The organism is Streptomyces sp. NPDC029836 (assembly GCF_055574495.1).
In genome coordinates this window covers 735,355-755,613 of sequence record NZ_JBVHZI010000001.1, presented here as the reverse complement: position 1 = coordinate 755,613, position 20,259 = coordinate 735,355, and the positions used below count along the sequence as shown (strand labels likewise).

20 protein-coding genes and 2 pseudogenes are annotated in these 20,259 nt (G+C 71.4%); 6 read left to right on the top strand and 16 right to left on the bottom strand.

Features of this window, described 5'->3' with window-relative positions; translation table 11 throughout:
- Positions 1 to 9: 9 nt before the first annotated feature.
- The 3 genes from ACZ4XJ_RS03605 to ACZ4XJ_RS03595 form a co-directional block, all read right to left on the bottom strand.
- The gene (locus ACZ4XJ_RS03605) at positions 10 to 228 is read right to left on the bottom strand and encodes a hypothetical protein (RefSeq protein ID WP_468495162.1); all 219 of its coding nucleotides are present in this window, start codon (positions 226 to 228) and stop codon (positions 10 to 12) included.
- 42 nt (positions 229 to 270) lie between these two features.
- Positions 271 to 933, bottom strand: coding sequence for a DedA family protein (locus tag ACZ4XJ_RS03600; RefSeq protein WP_362883324.1), 663 nt, complete (start codon positions 931 to 933; stop codon positions 271 to 273).
- A gap of 156 nt (positions 934 to 1,089) precedes the next feature.
- Positions 1,090 to 1,335, bottom strand: coding sequence for a hypothetical protein (locus ACZ4XJ_RS03595; RefSeq protein ID WP_468495161.1), 246 nt, complete (start codon positions 1,333 to 1,335; stop codon positions 1,090 to 1,092).
- Between the two features lie 33 nt (positions 1,336 to 1,368).
- On the opposite strand from ACZ4XJ_RS03595, the gene ACZ4XJ_RS03590 reads away from it, so the two are divergent.
- On the top strand, positions 1,369 to 2,850 hold the full coding sequence (locus ACZ4XJ_RS03590) for a peptide MFS transporter (protein ID WP_468495160.1): 1,482 nt from the start codon (positions 1,369 to 1,371) through the stop codon (positions 2,848 to 2,850).
- A gap of 88 nt (positions 2,851 to 2,938) precedes the next feature.
- A pseudogene (locus tag ACZ4XJ_RS03585) lies at positions 2,939 to 3,225 on the top strand (endo alpha-1,4 polygalactosaminidase); the annotation flags it as partial.
- A 223-nt stretch (positions 3,226 to 3,448) separates the two neighbouring features.
- Here ACZ4XJ_RS03585 and ACZ4XJ_RS03580 read toward each other — a convergent pair.
- Positions 3,449 to 3,766: a hypothetical protein gene (locus tag ACZ4XJ_RS03580; RefSeq protein ID WP_468495159.1), complete on the bottom strand. Its 318-nt coding sequence runs from the start codon at positions 3,764 to 3,766 to the stop codon at positions 3,449 to 3,451.
- Between the two features lie 154 nt (positions 3,767 to 3,920).
- A complete protein-coding gene (locus ACZ4XJ_RS03575) occupies positions 3,921 to 4,700 on the bottom strand; it encodes a hypothetical protein (RefSeq protein ID WP_468495158.1) in 780 nt (259 codons plus the stop codon).
- A gap of 361 nt (positions 4,701 to 5,061) precedes the next feature.
- Here ACZ4XJ_RS03575 and ACZ4XJ_RS03570 point away from each other — a divergent pair, with 361 nt between their 5' ends.
- The gene (locus ACZ4XJ_RS03570; RefSeq protein WP_468495157.1) at positions 5,062 to 5,412 is read left to right on the top strand and encodes a hypothetical protein; all 351 of its coding nucleotides are present in this window, start codon (positions 5,062 to 5,064) and stop codon (positions 5,410 to 5,412) included.
- 88 nt (positions 5,413 to 5,500) lie between these two features.
- On the opposite strand, the gene ACZ4XJ_RS03565 is transcribed toward ACZ4XJ_RS03570, so the two are convergent.
- From ACZ4XJ_RS03565 to ACZ4XJ_RS03550, 4 genes and pseudogenes are all read right to left on the bottom strand, one after another.
- Positions 5,501 to 5,854, bottom strand: a complete 354-nt coding sequence (locus ACZ4XJ_RS03565; protein WP_468495445.1) for a UBP-type zinc finger domain-containing protein — start codon at positions 5,852 to 5,854, stop codon at positions 5,501 to 5,503.
- Positions 5,855 to 5,859: 5 nt separating this feature from the next.
- Positions 5,860 to 7,347: an ATP-binding protein gene (locus ACZ4XJ_RS03560; protein ID WP_468495156.1), complete on the bottom strand. Its 1,488-nt coding sequence runs from the start codon at positions 7,345 to 7,347 to the stop codon at positions 5,860 to 5,862.
- Positions 7,344 to 9,020, bottom strand: coding sequence for an NAD(P)/FAD-dependent oxidoreductase (locus tag ACZ4XJ_RS03555; RefSeq protein ID WP_468495155.1), 1,677 nt, complete (start codon positions 9,018 to 9,020; stop codon positions 7,344 to 7,346). The genes ACZ4XJ_RS03560 and ACZ4XJ_RS03555 overlap by 4 nt, the downstream gene beginning before the upstream one ends.
- Positions 9,021 to 9,192: 172 nt before the next feature.
- Positions 9,193 to 9,812 (bottom strand): annotated as a pseudogene (locus ACZ4XJ_RS03550) (transcriptional regulator); the annotation flags it as partial.
- Positions 9,813 to 9,929: 117 nt separating this feature from the next.
- Here ACZ4XJ_RS03550 and ACZ4XJ_RS03545 point away from each other — a divergent pair.
- A complete protein-coding gene (locus ACZ4XJ_RS03545) occupies positions 9,930 to 11,018 on the top strand; it encodes a carboxylate-amine ligase (protein ID WP_468495154.1) in 1,089 nt (362 codons plus the stop codon).
- 157 nt (positions 11,019 to 11,175) lie between these two features.
- Here ACZ4XJ_RS03545 and ACZ4XJ_RS03540 read toward each other — a convergent pair whose 3' ends face one another.
- The 3 genes from ACZ4XJ_RS03540 to ACZ4XJ_RS03530 all read right to left on the bottom strand — a co-directional run bounded on the left by ACZ4XJ_RS03540 (position 11,176) and on the right by ACZ4XJ_RS03530 (position 13,988).
- The gene (locus tag ACZ4XJ_RS03540) at positions 11,176 to 11,481 is read right to left on the bottom strand and encodes a DUF6479 family protein (RefSeq protein ID WP_468495153.1); all 306 of its coding nucleotides are present in this window, start codon (positions 11,479 to 11,481) and stop codon (positions 11,176 to 11,178) included.
- Positions 11,482 to 11,537: 56 nt separating this feature from the next.
- Positions 11,538 to 13,055: a glycerol kinase GlpK gene (gene glpK / locus ACZ4XJ_RS03535; protein WP_362884188.1), complete on the bottom strand. Its 1,518-nt coding sequence runs from the start codon at positions 13,053 to 13,055 to the stop codon at positions 11,538 to 11,540.
- Between the two features lie 84 nt (positions 13,056 to 13,139).
- Positions 13,140 to 13,988 (bottom strand): MIP/aquaporin family protein, encoded by an 849-nt coding sequence (locus tag ACZ4XJ_RS03530; RefSeq protein WP_362884190.1) that lies wholly within the window; start codon positions 13,986 to 13,988, stop codon positions 13,140 to 13,142.
- Positions 13,989 to 14,275: 287 nt separating this feature from the next.
- Between ACZ4XJ_RS03530 and dhaK the strand changes: the two genes are divergently transcribed.
- Positions 14,276 to 15,280, top strand: coding sequence for a dihydroxyacetone kinase subunit DhaK (dhaK, locus tag ACZ4XJ_RS03525; RefSeq protein WP_468495152.1), 1,005 nt, complete (start codon positions 14,276 to 14,278; stop codon positions 15,278 to 15,280).
- 55 nt (positions 15,281 to 15,335) lie between these two features.
- Here the strand turns inward: dhaK and ACZ4XJ_RS03520 are convergent, their stop codons facing one another.
- The 3 genes from ACZ4XJ_RS03520 to ACZ4XJ_RS03510 form a co-directional block, all read right to left on the bottom strand.
- Positions 15,336 to 15,542: a hypothetical protein gene (locus tag ACZ4XJ_RS03520; RefSeq protein WP_362884193.1), complete on the bottom strand. Its 207-nt coding sequence runs from the start codon at positions 15,540 to 15,542 to the stop codon at positions 15,336 to 15,338.
- A 37-nt stretch (positions 15,543 to 15,579) separates the two neighbouring features.
- The gene (locus tag ACZ4XJ_RS03515; RefSeq protein WP_468495151.1) at positions 15,580 to 16,560 is read right to left on the bottom strand and encodes a TerC family protein; all 981 of its coding nucleotides are present in this window, start codon (positions 16,558 to 16,560) and stop codon (positions 15,580 to 15,582) included.
- Positions 16,561 to 16,729: 169 nt separating this feature from the next.
- On the bottom strand, positions 16,730 to 17,908 hold the full coding sequence (locus ACZ4XJ_RS03510; protein WP_468495150.1) for a serine hydrolase domain-containing protein: 1,179 nt from the start codon (positions 17,906 to 17,908) through the stop codon (positions 16,730 to 16,732).
- A gap of 282 nt (positions 17,909 to 18,190) precedes the next feature.
- Here ACZ4XJ_RS03510 and ACZ4XJ_RS03505 point away from each other — a divergent pair, with 282 nt between their 5' ends.
- Positions 18,191 to 18,535, top strand: coding sequence for a hypothetical protein (locus ACZ4XJ_RS03505; RefSeq protein ID WP_468495149.1), 345 nt, complete (start codon positions 18,191 to 18,193; stop codon positions 18,533 to 18,535).
- A 59-nt stretch (positions 18,536 to 18,594) separates the two neighbouring features.
- On the opposite strand, the gene ACZ4XJ_RS03500 is transcribed toward ACZ4XJ_RS03505, so the two are convergent.
- Positions 18,595 to 20,211, bottom strand: a complete 1,617-nt coding sequence (locus ACZ4XJ_RS03500) for an FAD-binding oxidoreductase (RefSeq protein WP_468495148.1) — start codon at positions 20,209 to 20,211, stop codon at positions 18,595 to 18,597.
- Positions 20,212 to 20,259 lie beyond the last annotated feature (48 nt).

Sequence of the window (20,259 nt, the reverse complement as noted above, 5' to 3'; positions counted from 1 at the left end):
GTGGACCCGTCAGGCCGGCTGTCGCGTGCGGGACGTGAAGGGTCCGCGCGCTCCGGGGAGGTGCATGGACACGACGGCTGCCGCGGCCGTCAGGTCGGGCAGCGCCGAGAACAGCGTCCAACCGTCCGGCCACGGCCCGTTCACGCCCGAGTCGGCGAACGTGAACAGCAGCCTCAACAGGGTGAGGACGGTCAGGACGGTCCGGGCCCACCCGTGGCCGGCCCTCATGTACCGGCCCCCGGCCGGCCCGGCCGGATCGGGCGGGGGCGGTCACGGGGTGTGGCGGTGCCGCGCTCGGTCGCGGCCGCGGAGCCGGACCGTCACGAAGGCGACCAGGCCCACGACGGCCAGCACCAGGACCGCCTTGGACAGGACGCCGACGTACGTCTCCACCACGTCCCACTGGTCGCCCAGCCAGTAACCGGCCATGACGAGGACGCTGTTCCAGATCAGGCTGCCCAGCGTCGTCAGCATCAGGAACGTGGACAGCGGCATCCGCTCCACGCCCGCCGGTACCGACACGAGGCTGCGGAAGACGGGCACCATCCGGCCGAAGAAGACGGCCTTCGTACCGTGCTTGGCGAACCACTTCTCGGTGCGCTCCAGATCGGAGGCCTTCACCAGCGGCAGCTTCGCCCAGATCGCGTGCATCCGCTCGCGCCCGAGGAGCATGCCGATCCAGTAGAGGGCCGCGGCGCCCACGACCGAGCCCAGGGTGGTCCAGAACAGCGCCGAGGGCAGGCTGAGGACGCCCTGCCCGGCGGCGAAGCCGGTCAGCGGCAGGATCACCTCACTGGGCAGCGGCGGGAAGAGGTTCTCCAGCGCGATCGCCAGGCCGGCGCCCGGGCCGCCGAGCGTCTCCACGAGGCCGGTGGCCCAGCCCGCGAAGCCGTCGGTGGGTTTGTGGGGTATCGCCGCGGTCGTGAGGGTCATGGGGAATCTCCAGAAGGCGGGTCCGGTCGACCGGGGCGGTTGCCCCGGCTCCCGTTCATGCTGGAAACCGCAGCTCAGTGCCGGTATGAGGCTGTCCGTCCGACCCGGTGGGATTTACCACGGTACCCACCCTGCGGAAATCCGCAGGATGCCGGGTCACCGCCCGACCGGTCGGGCGGCGAGCTGCGCGAGCGGCAGGGGCGCGATCCGCTCGGCGAGGGCGTCGGGGAGCCGGTGCCCGACGCCTTCGAGCACCCCGGCCGTCGGCCGGCAGCCCCGCCCCGGCGACGTCGCCGGGCGGCCGGACGCCACCGAACGGCGGAACTCGGCCGGACCCGCGCGTCCCGCCGGGCCGGGCCGCCGCCCCCGCGCACCCGCCCCGACGTACGTTGCAGCTGTCATCGCGCAGGCCGGAACCAGGAGTACGGGGGCACCGTGGGCACAGAGGTCCGGGAGATCGAACCGCGGACGTTCTTCGGACACCCCCGAGGACTCGCGACGCTGTTCCTCACCGAGATGTGGGAGCGGTTCAGCTACTACGGAATGCGCGCCCTGCTGGCCGTCTACCTGGCGGCTCCGGTCGCCGAGGGCGGCCTCGGCTACTCCACCGGCACCGCGGTGGCGATCTACAGCGTGTACGTCTCCATGGTGTACCTGCTGACGCTGCCCGGAGGGTGGGTCTCCGACCGCTTCCTCGGGCCCCGGCGGTCCGTCACGACCGCCTGCGTGATCATCATGATCGGGCACTTCCTGCTGGCCGTGCCCACCACCGCGTTCTTCTTCGCCGGCCTGTTCTTCGTCGCGGTCGGCTCGGGCCTGGTCAAGGCCAACATCTCGACGATGGTCGGCCACCTCTACCAGGGCCCGCTGGAGGAGCACCGGGACAGCGCCTTCACGATCTTCTACATGGGCATCAACCTCGGTGCCTTCTTCGCCCCGCTGGTCATCGGCACGATCGGCCAGAAGGTCAGCTACCACCTCGGGTTCGCGGTCGCCGGCGTCGGCATGGCGCTCGGGCTGGCCCAGTACCTGTTGGGCCGGCGTTCGCTGAGCCCGCACAGCGACCTCGTCCCCTCCCCGATGGGTGCGGCCGACCGGCGATCCATGGTGCGCAAGGGGCTGCTCTGGCTGCTCGTGCCGGTCGTCTTCTACCTCGTCGTCGGCCTGTCCGGGCACTACACCCTCAACTGGGTGATGGTCCCGCTCACCGTGCTGGGACTGGTCTTCCCCGCGTGGACGCTCACCCGGATCCGGCGCGATCCGGAACTGACCGAGGCCGAGAAGTCCCGGGTGTCGGGCTACATCTGGTTGTTCGTCGCGGCCGCCATCTTCTGGATGGTCTACGACCAGGGGGGCTCCACCCTCAACATCTTCGCCGACGAGAACACCGACACCACGCTGTTCGGCTACGACTTCCCCTCCAGCTGGTTCCAGTCGCTGAACCCGCTGTTCATCATGGCGCTCGGCCCGGTCTTCGCCTGGCTGTGGCAGTGGCTGGCCCGCCGCGACCGCGAGCCGTCCACCCCGGCCAAGTTCGGCCTGGGACTCGTCCTGGTGGGCCTGTCCTTCGCCGTGTTCCTGCTGGCCCTGGCGGCCGCGGAGGGCGGCGCACAGGTCACACCGCTCTGGCTGGCCCTGATCTTCCTGATCCAGACCCTGGGCGAGCTGTGCCTGTCGCCGGTGGGCCTGTCGGCGACGACGAAACTCGCGCCGGAGAAGTACGGGAGTCAGATGATGGGCGTCTGGTTCCTCGCGGTGACCGCCGGTGACTGCGCCACCTCGCTCGCCGCCATCGCCGGGGCCAACCTGAACGCCCTCCCGGTCGTGGCGGTGGAGGTGCTGGTTGCCATCGGGGTGGGCGTGGCCGTGCTGCTGTCCCGCAAGGCCGTGGCCGCCCGCTTCCTCGGCCACCACTGACGGCCCCGGCCGCGTCCGGTCGGCAGCGACCGGCATCACCCGGTGCGGGGCGGGTGAACGGATACGGGCCTCTGCGCGCGGCGATCCCCACCGTCATCGGCCAGGTCGCCGCCTGACCGCCGACCACCAACTCGCCTACAACCGCATGATCGCGGAGACCGCGCACGTGCGCGGACTGTCCGTCGGACTCAAGAACGACCTGCCGCAGATCCCGCAACTGGTGAACGACTTCGACTTCGCGGTCAACGAGGAGTGCGGGCCGTGTTCCACGTCGAATACGTGGGATCGACCTCGGGATTCTGCGGCGAGGCCCGACGCCTCAAACTGTCCTCGATGCTGAAGAAATTGGAGCTGGACACCTGGCGCGAACCCTGCTGGGGGCCCCAGCGGGTTCTCCCCACGGCGGCCCGGCCGCCGAGGAGGGCGCACCCGATCGGCTCGACGGGCACGCCCGCGGTCGCGCTCCGGGGTCGGCGGTGGTGGCGGGTGGACGGCGACGCGGGGACTGACCGGCCACCGCCGCCGGGATCCTTTCGCGGCCCCTCTCCGCACCAGGCCCGCCCGCACCCCGCCGTCCCGCGCGCGGTGGACGCGGTACTCACTCGGTGTCCTCGGCCGCCAGGCTCAGGGCAAGGGTCTGCAGGAGGTCTTCGGTGGACGTGTCGAGGCCGGCGGCGTCGAGCGCCGTGGCGACGACGTCGAACGCCAGGATGAAGCCGTTGACCAGGGCGTTGAGCGGCTGCGAGACCTGCCGCAACACCGCGAGCCCCGTCTCCTCCAAACCGGCGTCGACCGGCACCACGAACTCCGCGGGGATCACCTCTCCCAGCAAGTCGGAGACGAACTGGCTGTCGGCGCCGGACCTGATGGCCGTGAGCGCGGCGATCGCTTTGAGCTGGATCTCATTCTCCGTCATCGGGCCGAGCCTAATCCGCGCTGCGCCCGCCGCAGTTGAAGCCGGTCGGCGCGCTGGCACCGAATTCGCCATTCGGCGGGTTTCACCGACCCCCGGTGACCGACGACGTGTGGATCCGGCCGGCGGCCATGACGCCACCTGGAGTGACGGCGTATCAGCGGCCCAGGGCGTTGCGGAGGGTGATGCCGTGGCGTAGGCGTAGCCGGCGCACCTCCCAGACGGAGAGCGCGGTCACCGACAGGGGGCCGCCGAGCATGAAGGTGTACAGGACCAGCGGTGGCGCGGCGACGTCCGGGCCGATGAAGAGTTGGAAGGCGAGCAGCGACCAGACCAGCAGCGGCGAGATCAGCGCGGGGAGCATCTGGTGCACGTCCCCGGCCCGGAGGCAGGTGAAGACGCACATGCAGGCGGAGAACAGGGTGAAGGGGATCGAGCACAGCAGTACGGCGATGGACAACAGCCACCCGACGACCAGCAGGAGGAAGGCCACCACCTTGGCGAGGAACCCCTCGCCGAAGATCGGGGTGATGACGGCTCTGAAGCTGTCGATCGTGATGAGCTCGCCCTTGAGCGACCGGATCGATCCCCACGTGCCCAGTGGGCCCGCGACGAGCAACAGGACCAGCGTGATCGGCCTGCGCAGCCGCTCGGCGAAGTCCCGGCGTCGGTCCCGGGTGCTCGCGATGAGGAAGGCGGTGATGCCGACCACGCTTCCGGCGGCCAGGATGGCGCAGGCGAAGCCCAGTTCGACGATCTTGCCGAGGACGAATTCCGCTCCGCCGTTGCTCAGCGGATACGACACGATCAGCCAGATGCCGGCGCCCAGGCCCAGCGCCATCCGCAGGTGCTGCACCTTGCGGATCACCTGATCGTGCACGCGTCCGGCGATGGGGGCTTCGTCGAAGCTCATCCACCAGGCTCGCAGGAACGCCATCGGCGCACCGCCGCGCGCCGACCGGTCCCCGTATATCGCTCTGGTCCCACTCACTTCGTGCCTCCGGGCAACGGGCTTGCTGTACAGGCTCCGTGGGGCGCGGGGCACGCGCCACCATGAGGCATCGAACACCCTATCGGGCCGTAGGTGGGGTGCCGTGCCCCGCGCTCGCGCCCGGTCGACGGCGACGGCGACGGGAACGGTACGGTCGCCCGCGATCGTGAGGGGCCATCCGGAGGAGGGCGGGCGTGTCCGAGCGCCGGGGCGGTCGTCCGCGCGGATAGTCGTGTGGGGCGCTGAAGGCGCTGAGCGCCCGCCGGTCATTCGGTGCCGGTACGGATTCGTGGAGAGCGGTGCAAGGATGAAGAGAACGGTACTCGTGTGCACGGTGGGGGCCGCCGTGCTGTTCGGCCCCGGAGCCGCCACGGCGGGGGCCGCCGGTCAGTACGCGGACGTCCCCGCGCTCAGCGCGCCGAGGGCCGCCCACCCCGTCGGGGAGGTGGTGTCCGACGCCGCGCTCTACGTCCGGCAGAAGCCGACCGTGTACTCGGACGTCGTGAAGGTGCTGCGTCCGCACCAGCGCATCCTGCTCAACTGCCAGAAGCGGGGCGGCTGGGTGGACGGCAACCCCGTCTGGTACCGGATCCAGGGCTTCAACGGTTGGGTCTCGGCCCGCTTCGTGCACAACCTCCAGCCGGTCCGCTCCTGCTGAACCCGGCCCGTCGCGCTCCCGGCGGTACGTGTCCGCCGTTGCCGTCGGCCCGTTTCCGCGGTCCTACGGCAGCGGCGGGGGCGTCGCCTCAGCGACGCAACTGGTTCGCCCAGTCCTGCGGGACCCGGTCGGCGGGTCCCGGCGATGGTTGGTCCGACGGGTGGCCGCCCGGCGGCTTCAGCTCCGGCCCCGACTCGAACATGGCGTCGGTGGCGTAGTTCCAGAACCATTCCTCGCCCGGCTCGAAGCTCTGCACCAGCGGATGGCCGCTCGACTTCCAGTGCGCGGTGGCGTGTTGGCCCGGTGAGGAGTCGCAGCAGCCGACGTGGCCGCACTGGGCGCAGCGCCGCAGGTGGAACCACCAGCCGCCCGCCTCGTCGCAGTCGGCGCAGCCGGGGCCGGTGGGCGGGACGCTCGGGTCGATGCCCTCGATGCCGTCGATGCCGGTCATACGGAGTCCTCCTCGGTGGTGTCGGTTTCGGAAGCCTCGGGGAACACCTCGGCTTCCGGGGCGGTCAGTGGGAGCAGCACCTGGAAACGGGTGTCGCCCGGCACCGATTCGACCTGGAGGCTGCCGTGGTGCTTGCTGACGACGATCCGCCAGGAGATGTCAAGGCCGAGACCGGTGCCCTCGCCGACCGGTTTGGTGGTGAAGAACGGATCGAAGATGCGGTTGCGGACGTCCGCCGGGATACCGGGCCCCGTGTCGCGGAACTCCACCAGCAGCCGGTCCCCCTCCCGTGCCGTGCGGACCGTCAACACGCCCTCGCGGCCGGTGCTCCCGATGGCGAAGACGGCGTTGTCGATGAGGTTGGTCCACACTTGGTTGAGCTCCGCCGGGTAGGCCGGTACGTCGGGTAGGGAGCGGTCGTAGTCCTTGACCACCCGCACGCCGGAGCCGATCTTGCCGGACAACATCAACAGGGTGCTGTCGAGCAGTTCGTGGACGTCGACCACGCGGTGCGGGGCGCGGTCGAGTTGCGAGTACTGCTTGGCCGCGTCCACTAGGTGGGAGATGCGGGTGGTGGAGTCGTTGATCTCGTCCATCAACAGCTCTGTTTCGACCGTGTAGTTGAGCCAGCCGATCGCCCCCGGCAGGATGTCCTCGTCCACGGCTGCCGCGACCTGCTCCAGCCAGTCCGTGTCCAAGCCGGCCTGCACGAAGGTCGGCGCGACCCGCCAGCTGTCCGTGACGCCGTGGTCGTCGAGCCAGTCGGCGAGCTCGTCCTCCCGGTCGGACGCCTCCAGCGGGCTCAACGACGGCGCCTTCGCGACGCGTTCGGCGGTCCGCTCCTGGATGTCGATCAGGCCGGCGAGCACCTCGCGCGGATAGGGTCCCTGGGCGATGACGCCCAGCTTGTGCCGCATCTTGCCCACCCGCTCGCGCAGCGCCGCGGTGGCCCGTACCGCCGCCGCGGCCGGGTTGTTCAGCTCGTGGGTGAGACCTGCGGACAACGATCCGAGTGCCAGCAGCCGTTCGCGCTGTCCGATCGCCCGTTGGGTGTTCTTCGATCCGAAGAACAGACCTTCCAGCAGGTGCGCGGCCATCGGGAACCACTCCCGCATGACGTCCGCGAACGACTGCGCGGGCAGCACGAAGAACCGCGTGGGCTCGGTCACCCGCATCGAGTTGGTGTACGTCTGCGGCACTCGGTCGCCCAAGTACGCCTGCATGGCGCCCGCGTACACCCCGCGCTGCGAGGTGCGGCTCACCTCGACGTCGTCGCCGCCCACCCGGCGGGCCAGTACGACGGTGCCCTCGATCATCACGTAGAAACAGGTGGCCGGGTCGCCCTCGGTGTACACCGGTCCCACCTCGAACCGTTCCACCCGCCCCTGCGCACACAGCCAGCCGAGCTGCTCCGGCGAGAGCTTCTCGAACAGGAACAGCGAGCTGATCTCCTGCGGCGCGCAGGGCATGACCTGCCCGCTCACGACTGCTCCAGGTACCGGTGGACGAGCATCACGGCCATGGCTCCCTCTCCGACGGCTGACGCGACGCGCTTCGCGGACTGGGCGCGCGCGTCACCCGCCACGAACACGCCCGGCACGTTGGTCTCCAAGTGGTAGGGCGCGCGGTCCAGTTCCCACTCGGCCGGCGGCCGCCCGTCCGGCGTGAGGTCCGGGCCCGCCAGGATGAAACCGTGTTCGTCGCGCAGCACCGTCCCGTCCAGCCAGTCCGTCAGCGGGGCCGCGCCGATGAACACGAACATCCACTGGGCATCGACGAGTTCGGTCGCCCCGCTGTCCACGTCCCGCAACGTCAACTGCTCCAGGTGTCCCTCGCCGTGCGCCTCGTCCACGACGGTCCGGGGGCGCACCGTGATGTTCGGCGCCTCCTCGATCTGCTGGATCAAGTAGTACGACATCGAGGCGGCCAGGGACTCCCCGCGCACCAGCAGCGTCACCGACTTCGCGCCCCGCGACAGGTACATCGCCGCCTGCCCGGCGGAATTGGCACCACCCACGACGTACACGTCCTGCCCCTGGCAGGAGGCGGCCTCGGTGAGCGAGGAGCCGTAGTACACCCCGCAGCCGGTCAGGGAGTCGCAACCCGGTGCGTGGAGCTGCCGGTACGAGACGCCGGTCGCCAGGATCACGCTGTGCGCGGCGACCGCGGAGCCGTCGGAGAAGCGGACGACGCGGGCCGCACCGTTGACCTCCAGCCCCGTGACCTCGCGCGCCGTCAGGATCTCGGCGCCGAACCGGCCGGCCTGCCGGCGGGCCCGCTCGGTGAGCTGCGCGCCCGATACGCCGTCCGGGAAGCCGAGGTAGTTCTCGATGCGGGAGCTCTGCCCGGCCTGCCCTCCGGTGGCCGACCGCTCGATCAGGACCGTGCGCAACCCCTCCGACGCCCCGTACACGGCCGAACCGAGCCCGGCCGGGCCGCCGCCGATCACGACGAGGTCGTAGAACTCGGCGGTCGGGGTCGTCGCGAGCCCCACGCGGGCGGCCAGCTCGGCCGGCTCCGGTTCGACCAGCACGCCACCGTCGGGCGTCACCACCAGCGGCAGCCGCTGCCCGTCGACCCCGGCCGCCTCCAGCAGCCGGCGGCCCTCCGGCTCGTCGGAGGAGTACCAGCGGTACGGCACCTGGTTGCGGGCCAGGAACTCCCGGACCGCCGAGGAGGGCGCCGACCAGCGGTGCCCGACCACCTTCGTGGCGGGTACCGGCCGGTGGTCGCCGGCGCGCCAGACCGCGAGCAGGTCGTCCAGGACCGGATAGAGCTTCTCCTCCGGCGGGTCCCAGGGCTTGAGCAGGTAGTGGTCGAGGTCGACCACGTTGATCGCGTCGATCGCCGCGTTGGTGTCGGCGTACGCGGTGAGCAGCACCCGCCGGGCGCCCGGGTACACGAGCATGGCCTCTTCGAGGAACGCGATGCCGTTCATCTGCGGCATGCGGTAGTCGGCGAGGATGACCGCCACCAGATCGCCGCGCAGCTTCAGCTCGCGCAGCGCCTCCATCGCGGACTCCCCGGACTCGGCGCGCACGATCCGGTACTCGGCGCCGAAGCGGCGCCGCAGGTCACGGGCGATGGCGCGGGATACCCCCGGGTCGTCGTCCACGGTAAGGATGACGGTCCGCGCCGTTTCGGCGGCCTGTGCCATACGTCGTCTCCACCCCGAGTGCTGTGGGCGGGCGGCACGGCGTGCCGCCCGCGCCGGTTCCCGCCCATCGTATGTTCGATCGTCCGGAACCGCTCCGGGACGCCCGGGCCGTGCGCTCCCGGTACAGCCGCGGTCGCTGGCGGTCAGCCGCGCAGCCGGCCGGGGCGCCGGGTCAGGAGGCCGACCCCGCCGGTGCCCGTCCCTCACCACCGAGCGGGAACTCGAAACCGGGGCGTCCGTTGTGGCCGCTGGTACGGAACGGCTTGCCGTTGTGGTCGATCGTGACGGTGCCGTGCCGTGCCGGGAACCGCTGGACCAGGCCAGCTCCAGGTACCAGCTGACGTCGTACGCGGAGGCGTCCGCCTTGACGTAGCACACCTCGGGCGTGGACTCGCTCACCATGAACGGGAAGTTCCGCTCCCCGGCCGCGGGCGCGAAGGTCGGCCGCGCGGCGTCGAGGGCCACGGTGAAGGAACGCGTCGGCACACCGGCGCCGCAGCCGACGCCCGGATAACCCATGGCGTAGTCGTTCCAGGGCAGCGGCGTCCGCTTGCCGGCCGTACGGACCGTCATGCTGTCCAGGACCACCGTCTCCTTGCCCGTGCCCTGAAGGGTGAGCGTGACGTACTGCTCGCCCGCGGGCACCGCTCCGGACGCCGCCACCCACGCGGGCGCGTCCCGCTCCAGGGGCGGCGGGCCCACTTCGGTCGGGGGCTTGTCGATCAGGTAGTGCCCGGAGGGGTGCGGCGGGGGCGGATCAGGAGCCGAGGGCGTCCTCGACGCTCCGCTGCCAGTAACCGACGGTCAGCGAGCTGTCGTAGTGGACGCACGGGGCCGCCCCGTCGGCGCCCTCTCGGGTACGCCGTCCCCCGCAGGGGTGATCATGACGCTTGCGGGTAGCCGCAGGGCGTGATCACCGTCGGTGTGGAAGAGGAATACCTGCTGGTCGACCCCGCTACGGGGCTCCCGGCGCCGTACGTGGAGGACGTACGCCGTACGGCCGGACTCGGGCTCGTCGCGGAACGCGGCGAGGTTCAGGACGAGCTGCTCCAGGCGCAGATCGAGGTGGCCACACCCGTGTGCACCCGGTTGGAGGAGGTGGGCGGTCACCTGCTGCGCCTGCGCCACGCTCTGACCTCGGCCGCCGAGGCGAACGACTGCCGGATCGCCGCCACGGGCGCCGCACCCCTGCGGGGGGCCGTCCCCATCCCCGTGACCGCGAACGCCCGGTACCGGCGGATGGAGGGGACGGCCCGGCAACTGGTCGGAGAACAGCTGATCAGCGGGATGCACGTGCACGTGGGGGTACCCGACCGAGAGACCGGTACGGCCGTGCTGAACCGGATCCGACCGTGGCTCGCCACCATCCTCGCCATGTCCGGGAACTCGCCCCTGTGGAACGGCGAGGACACCGGGTTCGCGAGCTGGCGCACCATCGTGTTCGGCCGCTGGCCGGTCAGTGGACCCCTACCGCACTTCGACGGCCAAGCCGACTACGAACGCCGCCTCGACGCCCTGCTGGAGTCGGGGGTGATCGAGGACCGGGGCCAGGTGTACTGGCAGGCGAGGCTTTCCGAGCGCTACCCGACCGTCGAGATCCGCTGCGCGGACGTACAGCTCCAGGCCGACGAGGCGGTGATGCTGGCCGGGATCATCCGCGCTCTGGTCGCCACCGCGATGACGGAGGAGAAAGCCGGGGTCCCCCTCGCCGTCACCGCGCCGGAGCTGGTCCAGGCCGGCAACTGGCACGCCGCCCGGTACGGCCTGAGCGGCACCCTCCTCGATCCGGCGGGCCGCCCGCACAGCGGCGGCGACGTGATGTGCGCCCTACTGCGCCACATCGGGCCCGCACTGGAGGAGGCGGGCGATCACCGGGAGGTGAGCGCCCTCGTCACCCGGCTCCTGCGCGAGGGCACGCCCGCCGACCGCCAGCGCCGCGCGCTCGCCGAGGGCGGGCTGCCCGGACTCCTCGCCCTGATCACGGGCGGCTCCGCCTGATCACCGGGAGCTCCGCCCGATCACGGACGGCTCTCCCTGATCACGAGCGGCCCTCCATGGTCAGCGCCGGGCCGGCCCGATCACGGACGGCCTGCGCCGTTGAGGGCCCGCACCCCCGGGGGTGCGGGCCCTCAACGGCGTCGAGCCGTCGGGACGGTCAGGCGTCGCGCTTCTCGCCGCCGTCGCCGATGTTCCCGTATCCGGGGAAGTCGTGCGGCCCGCGGTGTCCCTGGTCACCGGCGAAGTCACCGGGGTCAGCCGGCGGCGGCGTCGCGGTGGTGCCCGGTGCGGAGTCGCCCGGCACCGTACGGCCGGTGCGCATCGTCCGACGCCGCTTGATCCCCCACCAGACGGCGGCGATCAGCATCGCCGCGATGACGATGCCGATCAGGGGGAGCAGCCAGGCGCCGCCCGACGTCTCGGCGGCCGTGGTGAGGAGCGAGGGTTCGAGCGTCGTGTTCATGGGCCGCGCCTACCCGCCGCGGCGCGGCCCATGTGCGCGAGCGGAACCCGCCGGGCCTACTCGACCTTGGCCCAGTCGAGGGTGCGTTCCACCGCCTTCTTCCAGCCCTCGTAGCCCTGCGCGCGCTGCTCCTCGGACCACTGCGGTGCCCAGCGCTCGGACTCCTGCCAGTGGGTGCGCAGTTCGTCCGTGTCCCGCCAGAAGCCGGTGGCCAGACCGGCGGCGTAGGCGGCACCCAGCGCGGTGGTTTCGGCGACGACCGGCCGGCTGACCGGTACGCCCAGGACGTCGGCCTGGATCTGCATGCACAGGTCGTTCGCGGTCACACCGCCGTCGACCTTGAGCACGTCGAGGTGGACGCCGGAGTCCTGTTCCATGGCCTCCACCACGTCGCGGCTCTGGTAACAGATGGCTTCCAGGGCGGCGCGGGCCAAGTGGCCGTTGTTGTGGTAGCGGGCGAGTCCGACGATGGCGCCGCGGGCGTCGGAGCGCCAGTACGGCGCGAACAGGCCGGAGAAGGCGGGGACGAAGTAGATGCCGCCGCTGTCCTCGACGGTGCGGGCCAGTCGTTCGCTGTCCGCCGCGTCATTGATGATCTTCAGCTGGTCGCGCAGCCACTGGATCGCGGAGCCGGTCACGGCGATGGATCCCTCCAGCGCGTACACGGCGGGCTCGTCACCGAACTGGTAGGCCACGGTGGTGAGCAGCCCGTGCTGCGAGCGGACCAGCTCGGTACCGGTGTTGAGGACGAGGAAGTTGCCGGTGCCGTACGTGTTCTTGGCCTCGCCCGGCGCGTAGCAGACCTGCCCGACGGTGGCCGCCTGCTGGTCGCCCAGGACCCCGGTGATGGGGATGGCGGCGCGCAGCGGGCGGGACGTGCGGGTCTGTCCGTAGGCCTGTGGGTGCGAGGACGGGTTGATGCTCGGGAGCATCGCCCGGGGTATGTCGAAGAAGCCGAGGAGTTCGTCGTCCCAGTCGAGGGTTTCCAGGTCCATCAGCATGGTGCGGCTGGCGTTGGTCACGTCGGTGGCGTGGATGCCGCCGTCGGGGCCGCCGGTGAGGTTCCACAGCACCCAGCAGTCGGTGTTGCCGAAGAGGGCGTGGCCCTCCTCGGCCGCCGCGCGGACCCCGTCCACGTTCTCCAGGATCCATTGGATCTTGCCGCCGGAGAAGTACGTGGCCGGTGGCAGGCCGGCCTTGCGCCGGATGACGTCGCCCTGCCCCGACCGTTCCAGGGCCGCCGCGATCGAGTCGGTCCGGGTGTCCTGCCAGACGATGGCGTTGTAGTAGGGGCGCCCGGTGCGCGGGTCCCACACCACGGTCGTCTCACGCTGGTTGGTGACGCCGATGGCCGCCAGGTCGGAAGCCGAGAGGTTCCCGTGCCGCAGGGCGTTCTGCATCACCGAGTTGGTGCGTTCCCAGATCTCGACGGGGTCGTGCTCCACCCAGCCCGCACGGGGCAGGATCTGCGAGTGCTCCAACTGGTGCTTCGCCACCTCGTTGCCCGCGTGGTCGAAGATCATGAAACGGGTGCTGGTGGTCCCCTGGTCCACCGCGCCGACGAAGTCAGCCATGGGAGGGCCTCCTCTCGGGTCGGTCACTCTCTCGGTCCGGTCGGCTCCCGCGCGGATCCGCGCCGGCCCCTGTCGGCTCCGGGGTCAACTCTCGTCCGGACTCGGTACTCGGCCGGGGGGTTCCGGTTCCGCGGTCGGCAGGAACCGGCCGATGAAGACCTTGTACAGGCCCGCGCCCAGCACGCCGCCGATGAGCGGTCCGATGATCGGGACCCAGTAGTAGAAGTGCCCGTACTGATCGCGCCACGCCCCGCCGTATCCGGTGAGGAAGCTGGCCAGTCGGGGGCCGAAGTCGCGTGCGGGGTTGATGGCGTAGCCGGCGTTGGTGCCCCAGGCCATGCCGATCGCGACCACGATCAGGCCGACGATGAACGGGGCCAGGTTGGCGCCCGGGGGCGTGCCCAGCAGGTCCGTGACCGCCAGGATCAGCAGCAGCAGGATCGCCGTGCCGATGATCTGGTCCCGCAGCGCACCCCACTCGGTGACCGGCAGGTTCGTGTTTCCGTTGGCCGGCAGCGTGGAGAACACGCCCTGGGTCTTGATCGTGTGACCCGGGTCGACCTTCGCCAGGGCCTCGGTGTAGTTCCATCGCACGATCAGCGCCGCCACGAAGGCGCCGGCCGTCTGGGCCAGCGCGTACGGTGCCACCTTGCTCCAGGGGAAGCCCTTGAAGGCGGCGAGGGCGACGGTGACCGCCGGGTTGAGGTGGGCGCCGCTGAGTCGGGCCGCGACGTAGACGCCGAGGGTGACGGCGAGGCCCCACGCCCAGGCGATGCTGTCGTGGTTGCCGAGCCCGCCCGCGGGGTCCGTCAGGCCTCCGCCGGCGACCACTTGGGCCACCACGCCGCAACCGAAGAGGATGAGGATCATGGTGCCGGCGAATTCGGCGGAGAGTTCGCCGACCAGCCCTGATTCCTTGAGTCGCTTGACCATGGGGGTCCCTTTCCCGACGGCCGGGAACCGGTCGTCTCACGCCCCTGCGCTCTGCGCAAACAGTCCAATAATCAGCATTTTCCCCGCTCATCCGCACATGTGCCACCTTTACGTAGAGCCCGTACTCACGCCGCCGGAAGGCGGTGGACGGCGGTGGACGGCGGGTCGGCGGGCGTGGCACCCTCGCGGATCTCCCCGGCGCGGCGGCACACTTGGGGGGTACGGCGGGGCCCGGCGGCCGGCCGGGACCGACCGCCGACCGCCATCGGCCACCCGGGAGGTACTCCATGAACATGCTGATCAACAGTGCGGAAACGGTGGTCGCCGACGCCCTGCGGGGGATGGCCGCCGCCCACCCCGACCTCGACGTGGACGTGGAGCGCCGGGTGGTCGTGCGGCGCGGTGCCCGGGAGGGCGGCCGGGTCGGCCTGGTGTCCGGCGGTGGCTCCGGCCACGAACCCCTGCACGCCGGGTTCGTGGGTTACGGGATGCTGTCCGCCGCCTGCCCCGGCGAGGTGTTCACCTCGCCGGTGCCCGACCAGATGGTGCGGGCGGCCATGGACGTCGACTCGGGGCAGGGCGTGCTGTTCGTCGTCAAGAACTACACCGGTGACGTGCTCAACTTCGACATGGCGGCCGAACTCGCCGAGGAGGACGGGATCCGCGTCGAGCGGGTGCTGGTCGACGACGACGTCGCGGTGACCGACAGCCTGTACACAGCCGGTCGGCGCGGCACCGGGGCCACGCTCTTCGTGGAGAAGATCGCCGGAGCCGCCGCGGAGACGGGAGCCCCGTTGGAGCGGGTCGCCGCATTGGCCCGCCGGGTCAACGCGTCCTCCCGGAGCTTCGGTGTGGCGCTCGGCGCCTGCACCACCCCCGCGAAGGGCAGCCCGACCTTCGACCTGCCGGACGGTGAACTCGAACTCGGCGTCGGCATCCACGGGGAACCGGGCCGCGAGCGGCGCCCCATGATGCCCGCGCGGGAGATCGCCGAGGTGACGGTGGCCGCCGTACTGGAGGACCTGGCGGCGGTCGCCCCCGCCGACGGGCCGGTGCTCGCCCTGGTCAACGGCATGGGAGCGACGCCGCTGCTGGAGCTGTACGGGTTCCATGCCGAGGTGGCACGGATCCTGGCCGCCCGGGGCGTACCGGTGGCGCGCACCCTCGTGGGGAACTACGTCACCTCGTTGGACATGGCGGGCTGCTCGGTGACGCTGTGCCGGGCCGATGACGAACTGCTGCGCCTGTGGGACGCCCCCGTGCAGACGGCCGCCCTGCGCTGGGGCCGCTGACGCGACCGGGTCCGGCGGGGCGGGCCCGGTTGTCGCGCCGTACGGGGAGGGTCGTTCAGCGGGCCTCGTGGCCGTGCTCGGCGCGACGCGGGTCCTCCAGGTACTCGCGGCACTCGGGGTTGTGGCAGGGGCCGGGGACCCACACGGGTACGAAGACCCCCAGCGTCTTGTGCCGCTTCTTGACGGTGGTGCCCACGGACTGCTTGCAGGCCGGGCACGCGAGCGCGCCTTGGGGACCGGTCTCATGCTCGGTTTTACTCATTTTTTAACAATAAACCCGTATGTCCCGTAATGGGAGGTCAGTCCTGCGACCCGTCCGATGACCGCGGGGGGTCGGCCTCCTCCGCCTTGGGTGGTCGGCGGATGCTCAGGACGACGGAACAGGCCAGGACGACCACGATGACGGCCAGGCTGACCGGCGAGGGGATCTCGGGAATGCTCGGGCTGATCATCTTGTGGGAGGCCTGGAGGATCAGCTTCACGCCGATGAAGGCGAGGATGAGGGCCAGGCCCTTGCTGAGGTAGTGGAACCGGTCCAACAGCCCGGCCAGTAGGAAGTACAGGGCGCGCAGGCCCAGGATCGCGAACGCGTTGCTCGTGTAGACGACGAACGCGTCGTCGCTGACCGCGAGGACGGCGGGAACGCTGTCGACGGCGAAGACCAGGTCGGCCGCCTCGATCGCCGCGACCACCGCGAGCAGCGGCGTCGCCACGAGCTTGCCGGCCTCCTTCACGAAGAACTTCGTGCCCGCGTACTCGTCCCGGACCGGCACGACCTTGCGGAGGAGCCGCACGGCGAAGCTCCTGCCCGGGTCGAAGGTGTCCTGCGCGTCCTTGACGAGCTTGTAGGCGCTGTAGAAGAGGACCGCGGCGAAGACGAACAGCACGGCCGTGAAGCGGGTGACGACGGCGACGCCGAGGGACAGGAAGACGCCGCGGAACACGAGGGCCCCGATCACCCCGAAGAACAGCACCCGGTGCTGATAGGCGCGGGGCACCTTGAAGTAGCTGAAGATCACCGCGAAGACGAACAGGTTGTCGACCGACAGGCTCTTCTCCAGCAGCCACGCGGTCGTGTACTCCGTACCTGCCGTCGTGCCGAGGACGAGGAAGACCAGCCCGCCGAAGGCCAGGGCGAGACTCACCCACAGGCCGCTCCACAGGGCGGCCTCCTTGAAGCCGATCACATGAGCGGTGCGGTGGGCCAGCAGGTCGATCGCCAGCGACACCACCACGATCACGGCGAACGTTCCCCACAGCCACAACGGGACTTCGAGCACGCCGAACACACCCTTACGGCGACCCGCACGCGACGTACGGGCGCCAGCCGGTCGAGCCTCTTACACGGAGTCTGCGGCATTCCACCCCCCGGCGCACCGGGAGGCGGCGACAACCCCTGACACACCCGTCGGGCCGGACGCGACGCGCGGCCTCCGGTCGGCCCGCGGGTCATTCCGCCTTCAGCGCGGCCTCGGGGGCGAGGTGGTTGGCGATGTCCGCGAGGAAGGACGCGGCCGCGTTCTGCACGGTGCTGCCCGGTCCCTGCGTGGCCACCGTCGCGATCGCGATCTTCTTCGAGGGCAGGTAGGCGACGGCTCCCGCATACCCGGCGAAGGACGGGTTCTGCAGGATCCAGCCGTTCTGCAGGGCCAGACCGAGGGAGAAGGACGTGTTCGGATTGATCTGCGAGACCGGCGCCAGCTGCTTGCGGTGCGACTCGGCCGACAGCAACTCGCCCTCGCCGATCGCGGTGAACGACTTCGCCATGTCGCCCAGGGTGCCCGTCATCACGGCGCCCGGCGCCAGCGTCCACGAGGGGTTCCAGTACGTGGCGTCCTCGAACACGCCGCGCTCGTTGTCGAATCCGTGCAGGACGGGCGCGGGTATCTCCGCCGTCGTCGGGATGTCGGTCGCGGTCAACCCCATCGGCTCCAGGACGTCCGTCTCCATCACCTCGGCCAACGGGCGGCCCTTGAGGCGGGAGATCACGTCGCCCAGGAGCACCCAGTTGGCGTGGGAGTAGGCGAAACCCGAACCGGGCTCGCGCACCAGCGGTGTGGACACCGAGATGTTCACCAGCTCGGGCCCCGTCCAGTTCCGGAACGGATTCTTGTACAGGTCCGCGATGAACTTGGGGTCCCGGACGTAGTCCGCGTAGCCGGAGGTGGTCGAGGCCAGCATGCCCACCGTGATCTCGTTGGCGTGCGGCACGTCGGGCCGCCAGCGGGAGAGCTTGTCGTCGAGGGAGACCTTGCCCGCGTCGACGAGTTGCAGCAGCGCGGTCGTCAGGTAGGGGATCGAGACCGCGCCGATCCGAAAGCGCATGTCGGTGGTGGCGGGTACGCCCGTCATCGCCTGACCGGAGGCCGCCTCCGTGACGCGCTCGCCGTCGATCCACACCTCGGCCATGGCCGCCGTCAACTTGTACCGGGCGAGCGCGTCGCGCACCCGCTCGCGCACGAACGCCGCCGTATCGGACGGTACGCAGGTGCCGCGCACGGCGGACCGGCCGGTCGGGCACGCCGCGGCGGGCGCCGCCTCGGCCCGGGCGACGGCCGGCGCACCGGCCAACGAGGCGCCCAGGAGCAGGGGCAGACAGGCGAACGTGAGGGGCTTGGAACGGCGCACGACGGCACCTCCGGGGAGGTCGGGACGGGCGGGGGCGGAGGCCGGTCACTCCTGGGGCGGATGCTCCTTCCAGTGGCCGATCTGCCCGGCGTTCCACGGGACACGATCCGACAGGACTGCCGTACGGGCGATTCCGCTGGGCCGAACGGGTGAGGCCGGCGCTGAGCGGTTGCGCGGTGGGACGAAACGCGGTGGACGCCCCCGAGGCATCCGGGGAATCATGGCGCCGCACATCGAGTACAGGGCGTCGAGAAGGGACCGGTGCGGTCGGTGGCCACACGCATGATGAGGTTCAGCCTGTACGCGGACGCCGAGGGGTTGGCCCGGGTCGGGGAGATCATCGACCGGGAGGTGGCCTTCCGCGCTGCCCGCGTCGCGGACAGGACCGTCGTCCGCGAGACCTCCGACGGTGACCCGCCGATGGCCGAGGCGAACGCGTTCCTCGTCGATCAGTGGGCCATCGAGCACCCCGGCGCGGACGCCGGTGAACGACAGGCCGTTGACCTGCACGTCCGTCTGGACTGCTCGCTGCGCACCTACCGCGCGGTCCGCAAGGCGGTGATCAGGGGGCTGTGCCCGGAGGGCGCCGCCCCGCACACCTGCCTCGTGCCCTGGTCGGCGTGGTGACGCGCCGCTGACGCCGGATCCACGTCGCCGCACGGGCCCCTCGGACTTGTGGGACCCGCTCAGTCCACCAGCACGCCCGGGTTCAGGATGCCCCGCGGGTCCAGCACTCCCTTCGCGGCCCGCAGCGCGAGGGCGAAGGGTTCGGGGCGCTGGAGGTCGTAGCCGGAGCGGTGGTCACGGCCCACGGCGTGGTGGTGGGTGATGGTCGCCCGGTGGCGGTGCAGGACCTCGCCCGCCACGGCCTTGAGGTCGTCCCACAGGGCCACCTCGTCACCGGCGCGGCCGGCGGCGAGCACGGTGAAGTAGGGGGCCGCGCCGTCCGGATACACGTGTGTCAGGCGGCAGTTGACGGTCGCGGGGTGACCCGTGGCCTTGAGCGCCGCCGCGCCGACCTCGGTGCGCACGGCGTCGATCAGGCCCGGTATCCGGTCCCAGGTCGCGGCCGTCTCGAACGTTTCCGCGACGGCGCCCATCCGGGCCAGGCCGTCGCGCAGGTAGGGCATCCGCAGGAACGCGGACCGCCAGGCGCGCACGGCCGCGTCGCCGACCGGGGCCGTGGCCGGCGTGCCGCCGCCGGTGGTGGCGCCGTCGCGCCGGCCACCGTACGAGAGGGCGAGGCGCACGGCCCGCTCCAGCCTCCTGGCCACCGGTTCGTCCGCCGACTCGAAGCCCAGCACCAACACGGCGCGATCACCCCGGCCCGCGCCGGCCAACGCCGCCTCGCCGGCGTCGAGCAACCGGCAGTTCGCGGGGGAGAGGTCGCCCTGGGCGAGGGCGCGCACCGCCCGCAGCGCGTCCTGGAAGTCGGTGAACGTCACCGCGGCGGACGCCTTGTGGCGGGGCCGCTCCTGGAGGCGCACCCAGGCCTCGGTGATGACGCCGAGCGCCCCTTCGGAGCCCAGGAACAGGCGGTCGGGGGACGGGCCGGCCCCGGAGGCGGGCAGTCGCCAGGAGCTGCTGGTGCCGGCCGGGGTGACGACGCGCAGCGACTGGACGAAGTCGTCGATGTGCGTGTGCCCGGTGGCGTAGTGCCCGCCCGCCCGGGTGGCGAGCCAGCCGCCGAGGGTGGAGAACTCGAAGCTCTGCGGGAAGTGCCGCAGGGTCAGCAGGTGGGGCCGCAACTGGTCCTCCAGGGCCGGCCCGAGCGCGCCGGCCTGGATGCGGGCCGACCGGCCCTCGGTGTCGACCTCCAGGACCCGGCCCATGGCCGTCAGGTCCAGGGACAGCACCGCCCGGTGGGCGTCACCGCGGTACTCCACGCCCCCACTGACGGAGGAGCCCCCGCCGTACGGGACGACGGCGACCTGCCGGTCACCGGCCCAGTCCAGCAGGTCGGCCACCCCCTGCTCGTCCGTCGGACGGGCGACGAGGTCCGGGATGCGGCCGGGCCGGCCGCGCAGCGCCCGTACGACGTCGCGGTACGCCTTGCCCATGGCGTGCGCCGCCCGGTCCGCGGGGTCGTCGCGGACCAGGTGGGCGAGGCTCGGCGGCGGTGCGACGGCGGGAGCGGGGACGTCCAGGTCGCGGACGCGCGGCAGGGGGAGCGGGCGGGCGAGGGTGCCGGGGAGCAGGGCGCCCATCGCGACGCACTCCGCGTCGCCGGGGTGGGCGTCCGCCCAGCCCCAGCCCCACCAGGAGCGGGTACGGGACGTCGGCTGAACGGTGGTACCGGCCATGGATGCGCTCCGGAGGTGGCAGGAATTTACCAAGGGGTAAATTACTTA

Coding starts and splice junctions, on each gene's coding strand:
- ACZ4XJ_RS03530 (WP_362884190.1), bottom strand. CDS start 13,988: ATGGTCAAGCGACTCAAGGAATCAGGGCTGGTCGGCGAACTCTCCGCC.
- ACZ4XJ_RS03575 (WP_468495158.1), bottom strand. CDS start 4,700: ATGGCGTTCCTGCGAGCCTGGTGGATGAGCTTCGACGAAGCCCCCATC.
- ACZ4XJ_RS03580 (WP_468495159.1), bottom strand. CDS start 3,766: ATGACGGAGAATGAGATCCAGCTCAAAGCGATCGCCGCGCTCACGGCC.
- glpK (WP_362884188.1), bottom strand. CDS start 13,055: ATGGCTGACTTCGTCGGCGCGGTGGACCAGGGGACCACCAGCACCCGT.
- ACZ4XJ_RS03570 (WP_468495157.1), top strand. CDS start 5,062: ATGAAGAGAACGGTACTCGTGTGCACGGTGGGGGCCGCCGTGCTGTTC.
- ACZ4XJ_RS03540 (WP_468495153.1), bottom strand. CDS start 11,481: ATGAACACGACGCTCGAACCCTCGCTCCTCACCACGGCCGCCGAGACG.
- ACZ4XJ_RS03555 (WP_468495155.1), bottom strand. CDS start 9,020: ATGGCACAGGCCGCCGAAACGGCGCGGACCGTCATCCTTACCGTGGAC.
- dhaK (WP_468495152.1), top strand. CDS start 14,276: ATGAACATGCTGATCAACAGTGCGGAAACGGTGGTCGCCGACGCCCTG.
- ACZ4XJ_RS03605 (WP_468495162.1), bottom strand. CDS start 228: ATGAGGGCCGGCCACGGGTGGGCCCGGACCGTCCTGACCGTCCTCACC.
- ACZ4XJ_RS03520 (WP_362884193.1), bottom strand. CDS start 15,542: ATGAGTAAAACCGAGCATGAGACCGGTCCCCAAGGCGCGCTCGCGTGC.
- ACZ4XJ_RS03600 (WP_362883324.1), bottom strand. CDS start 933: ATGACCCTCACGACCGCGGCGATACCCCACAAACCCACCGACGGCTTC.
- ACZ4XJ_RS03500 (WP_468495148.1), bottom strand. CDS start 20,211: ATGGCCGGTACCACCGTTCAGCCGACGTCCCGTACCCGCTCCTGGTGG.
- ACZ4XJ_RS03505 (WP_468495149.1), top strand. CDS start 18,191: ATGATGAGGTTCAGCCTGTACGCGGACGCCGAGGGGTTGGCCCGGGTC.
- ACZ4XJ_RS03595 (WP_468495161.1), bottom strand. CDS start 1,335: ATGACAGCTGCAACGTACGTCGGGGCGGGTGCGCGGGGGCGGCGGCCC.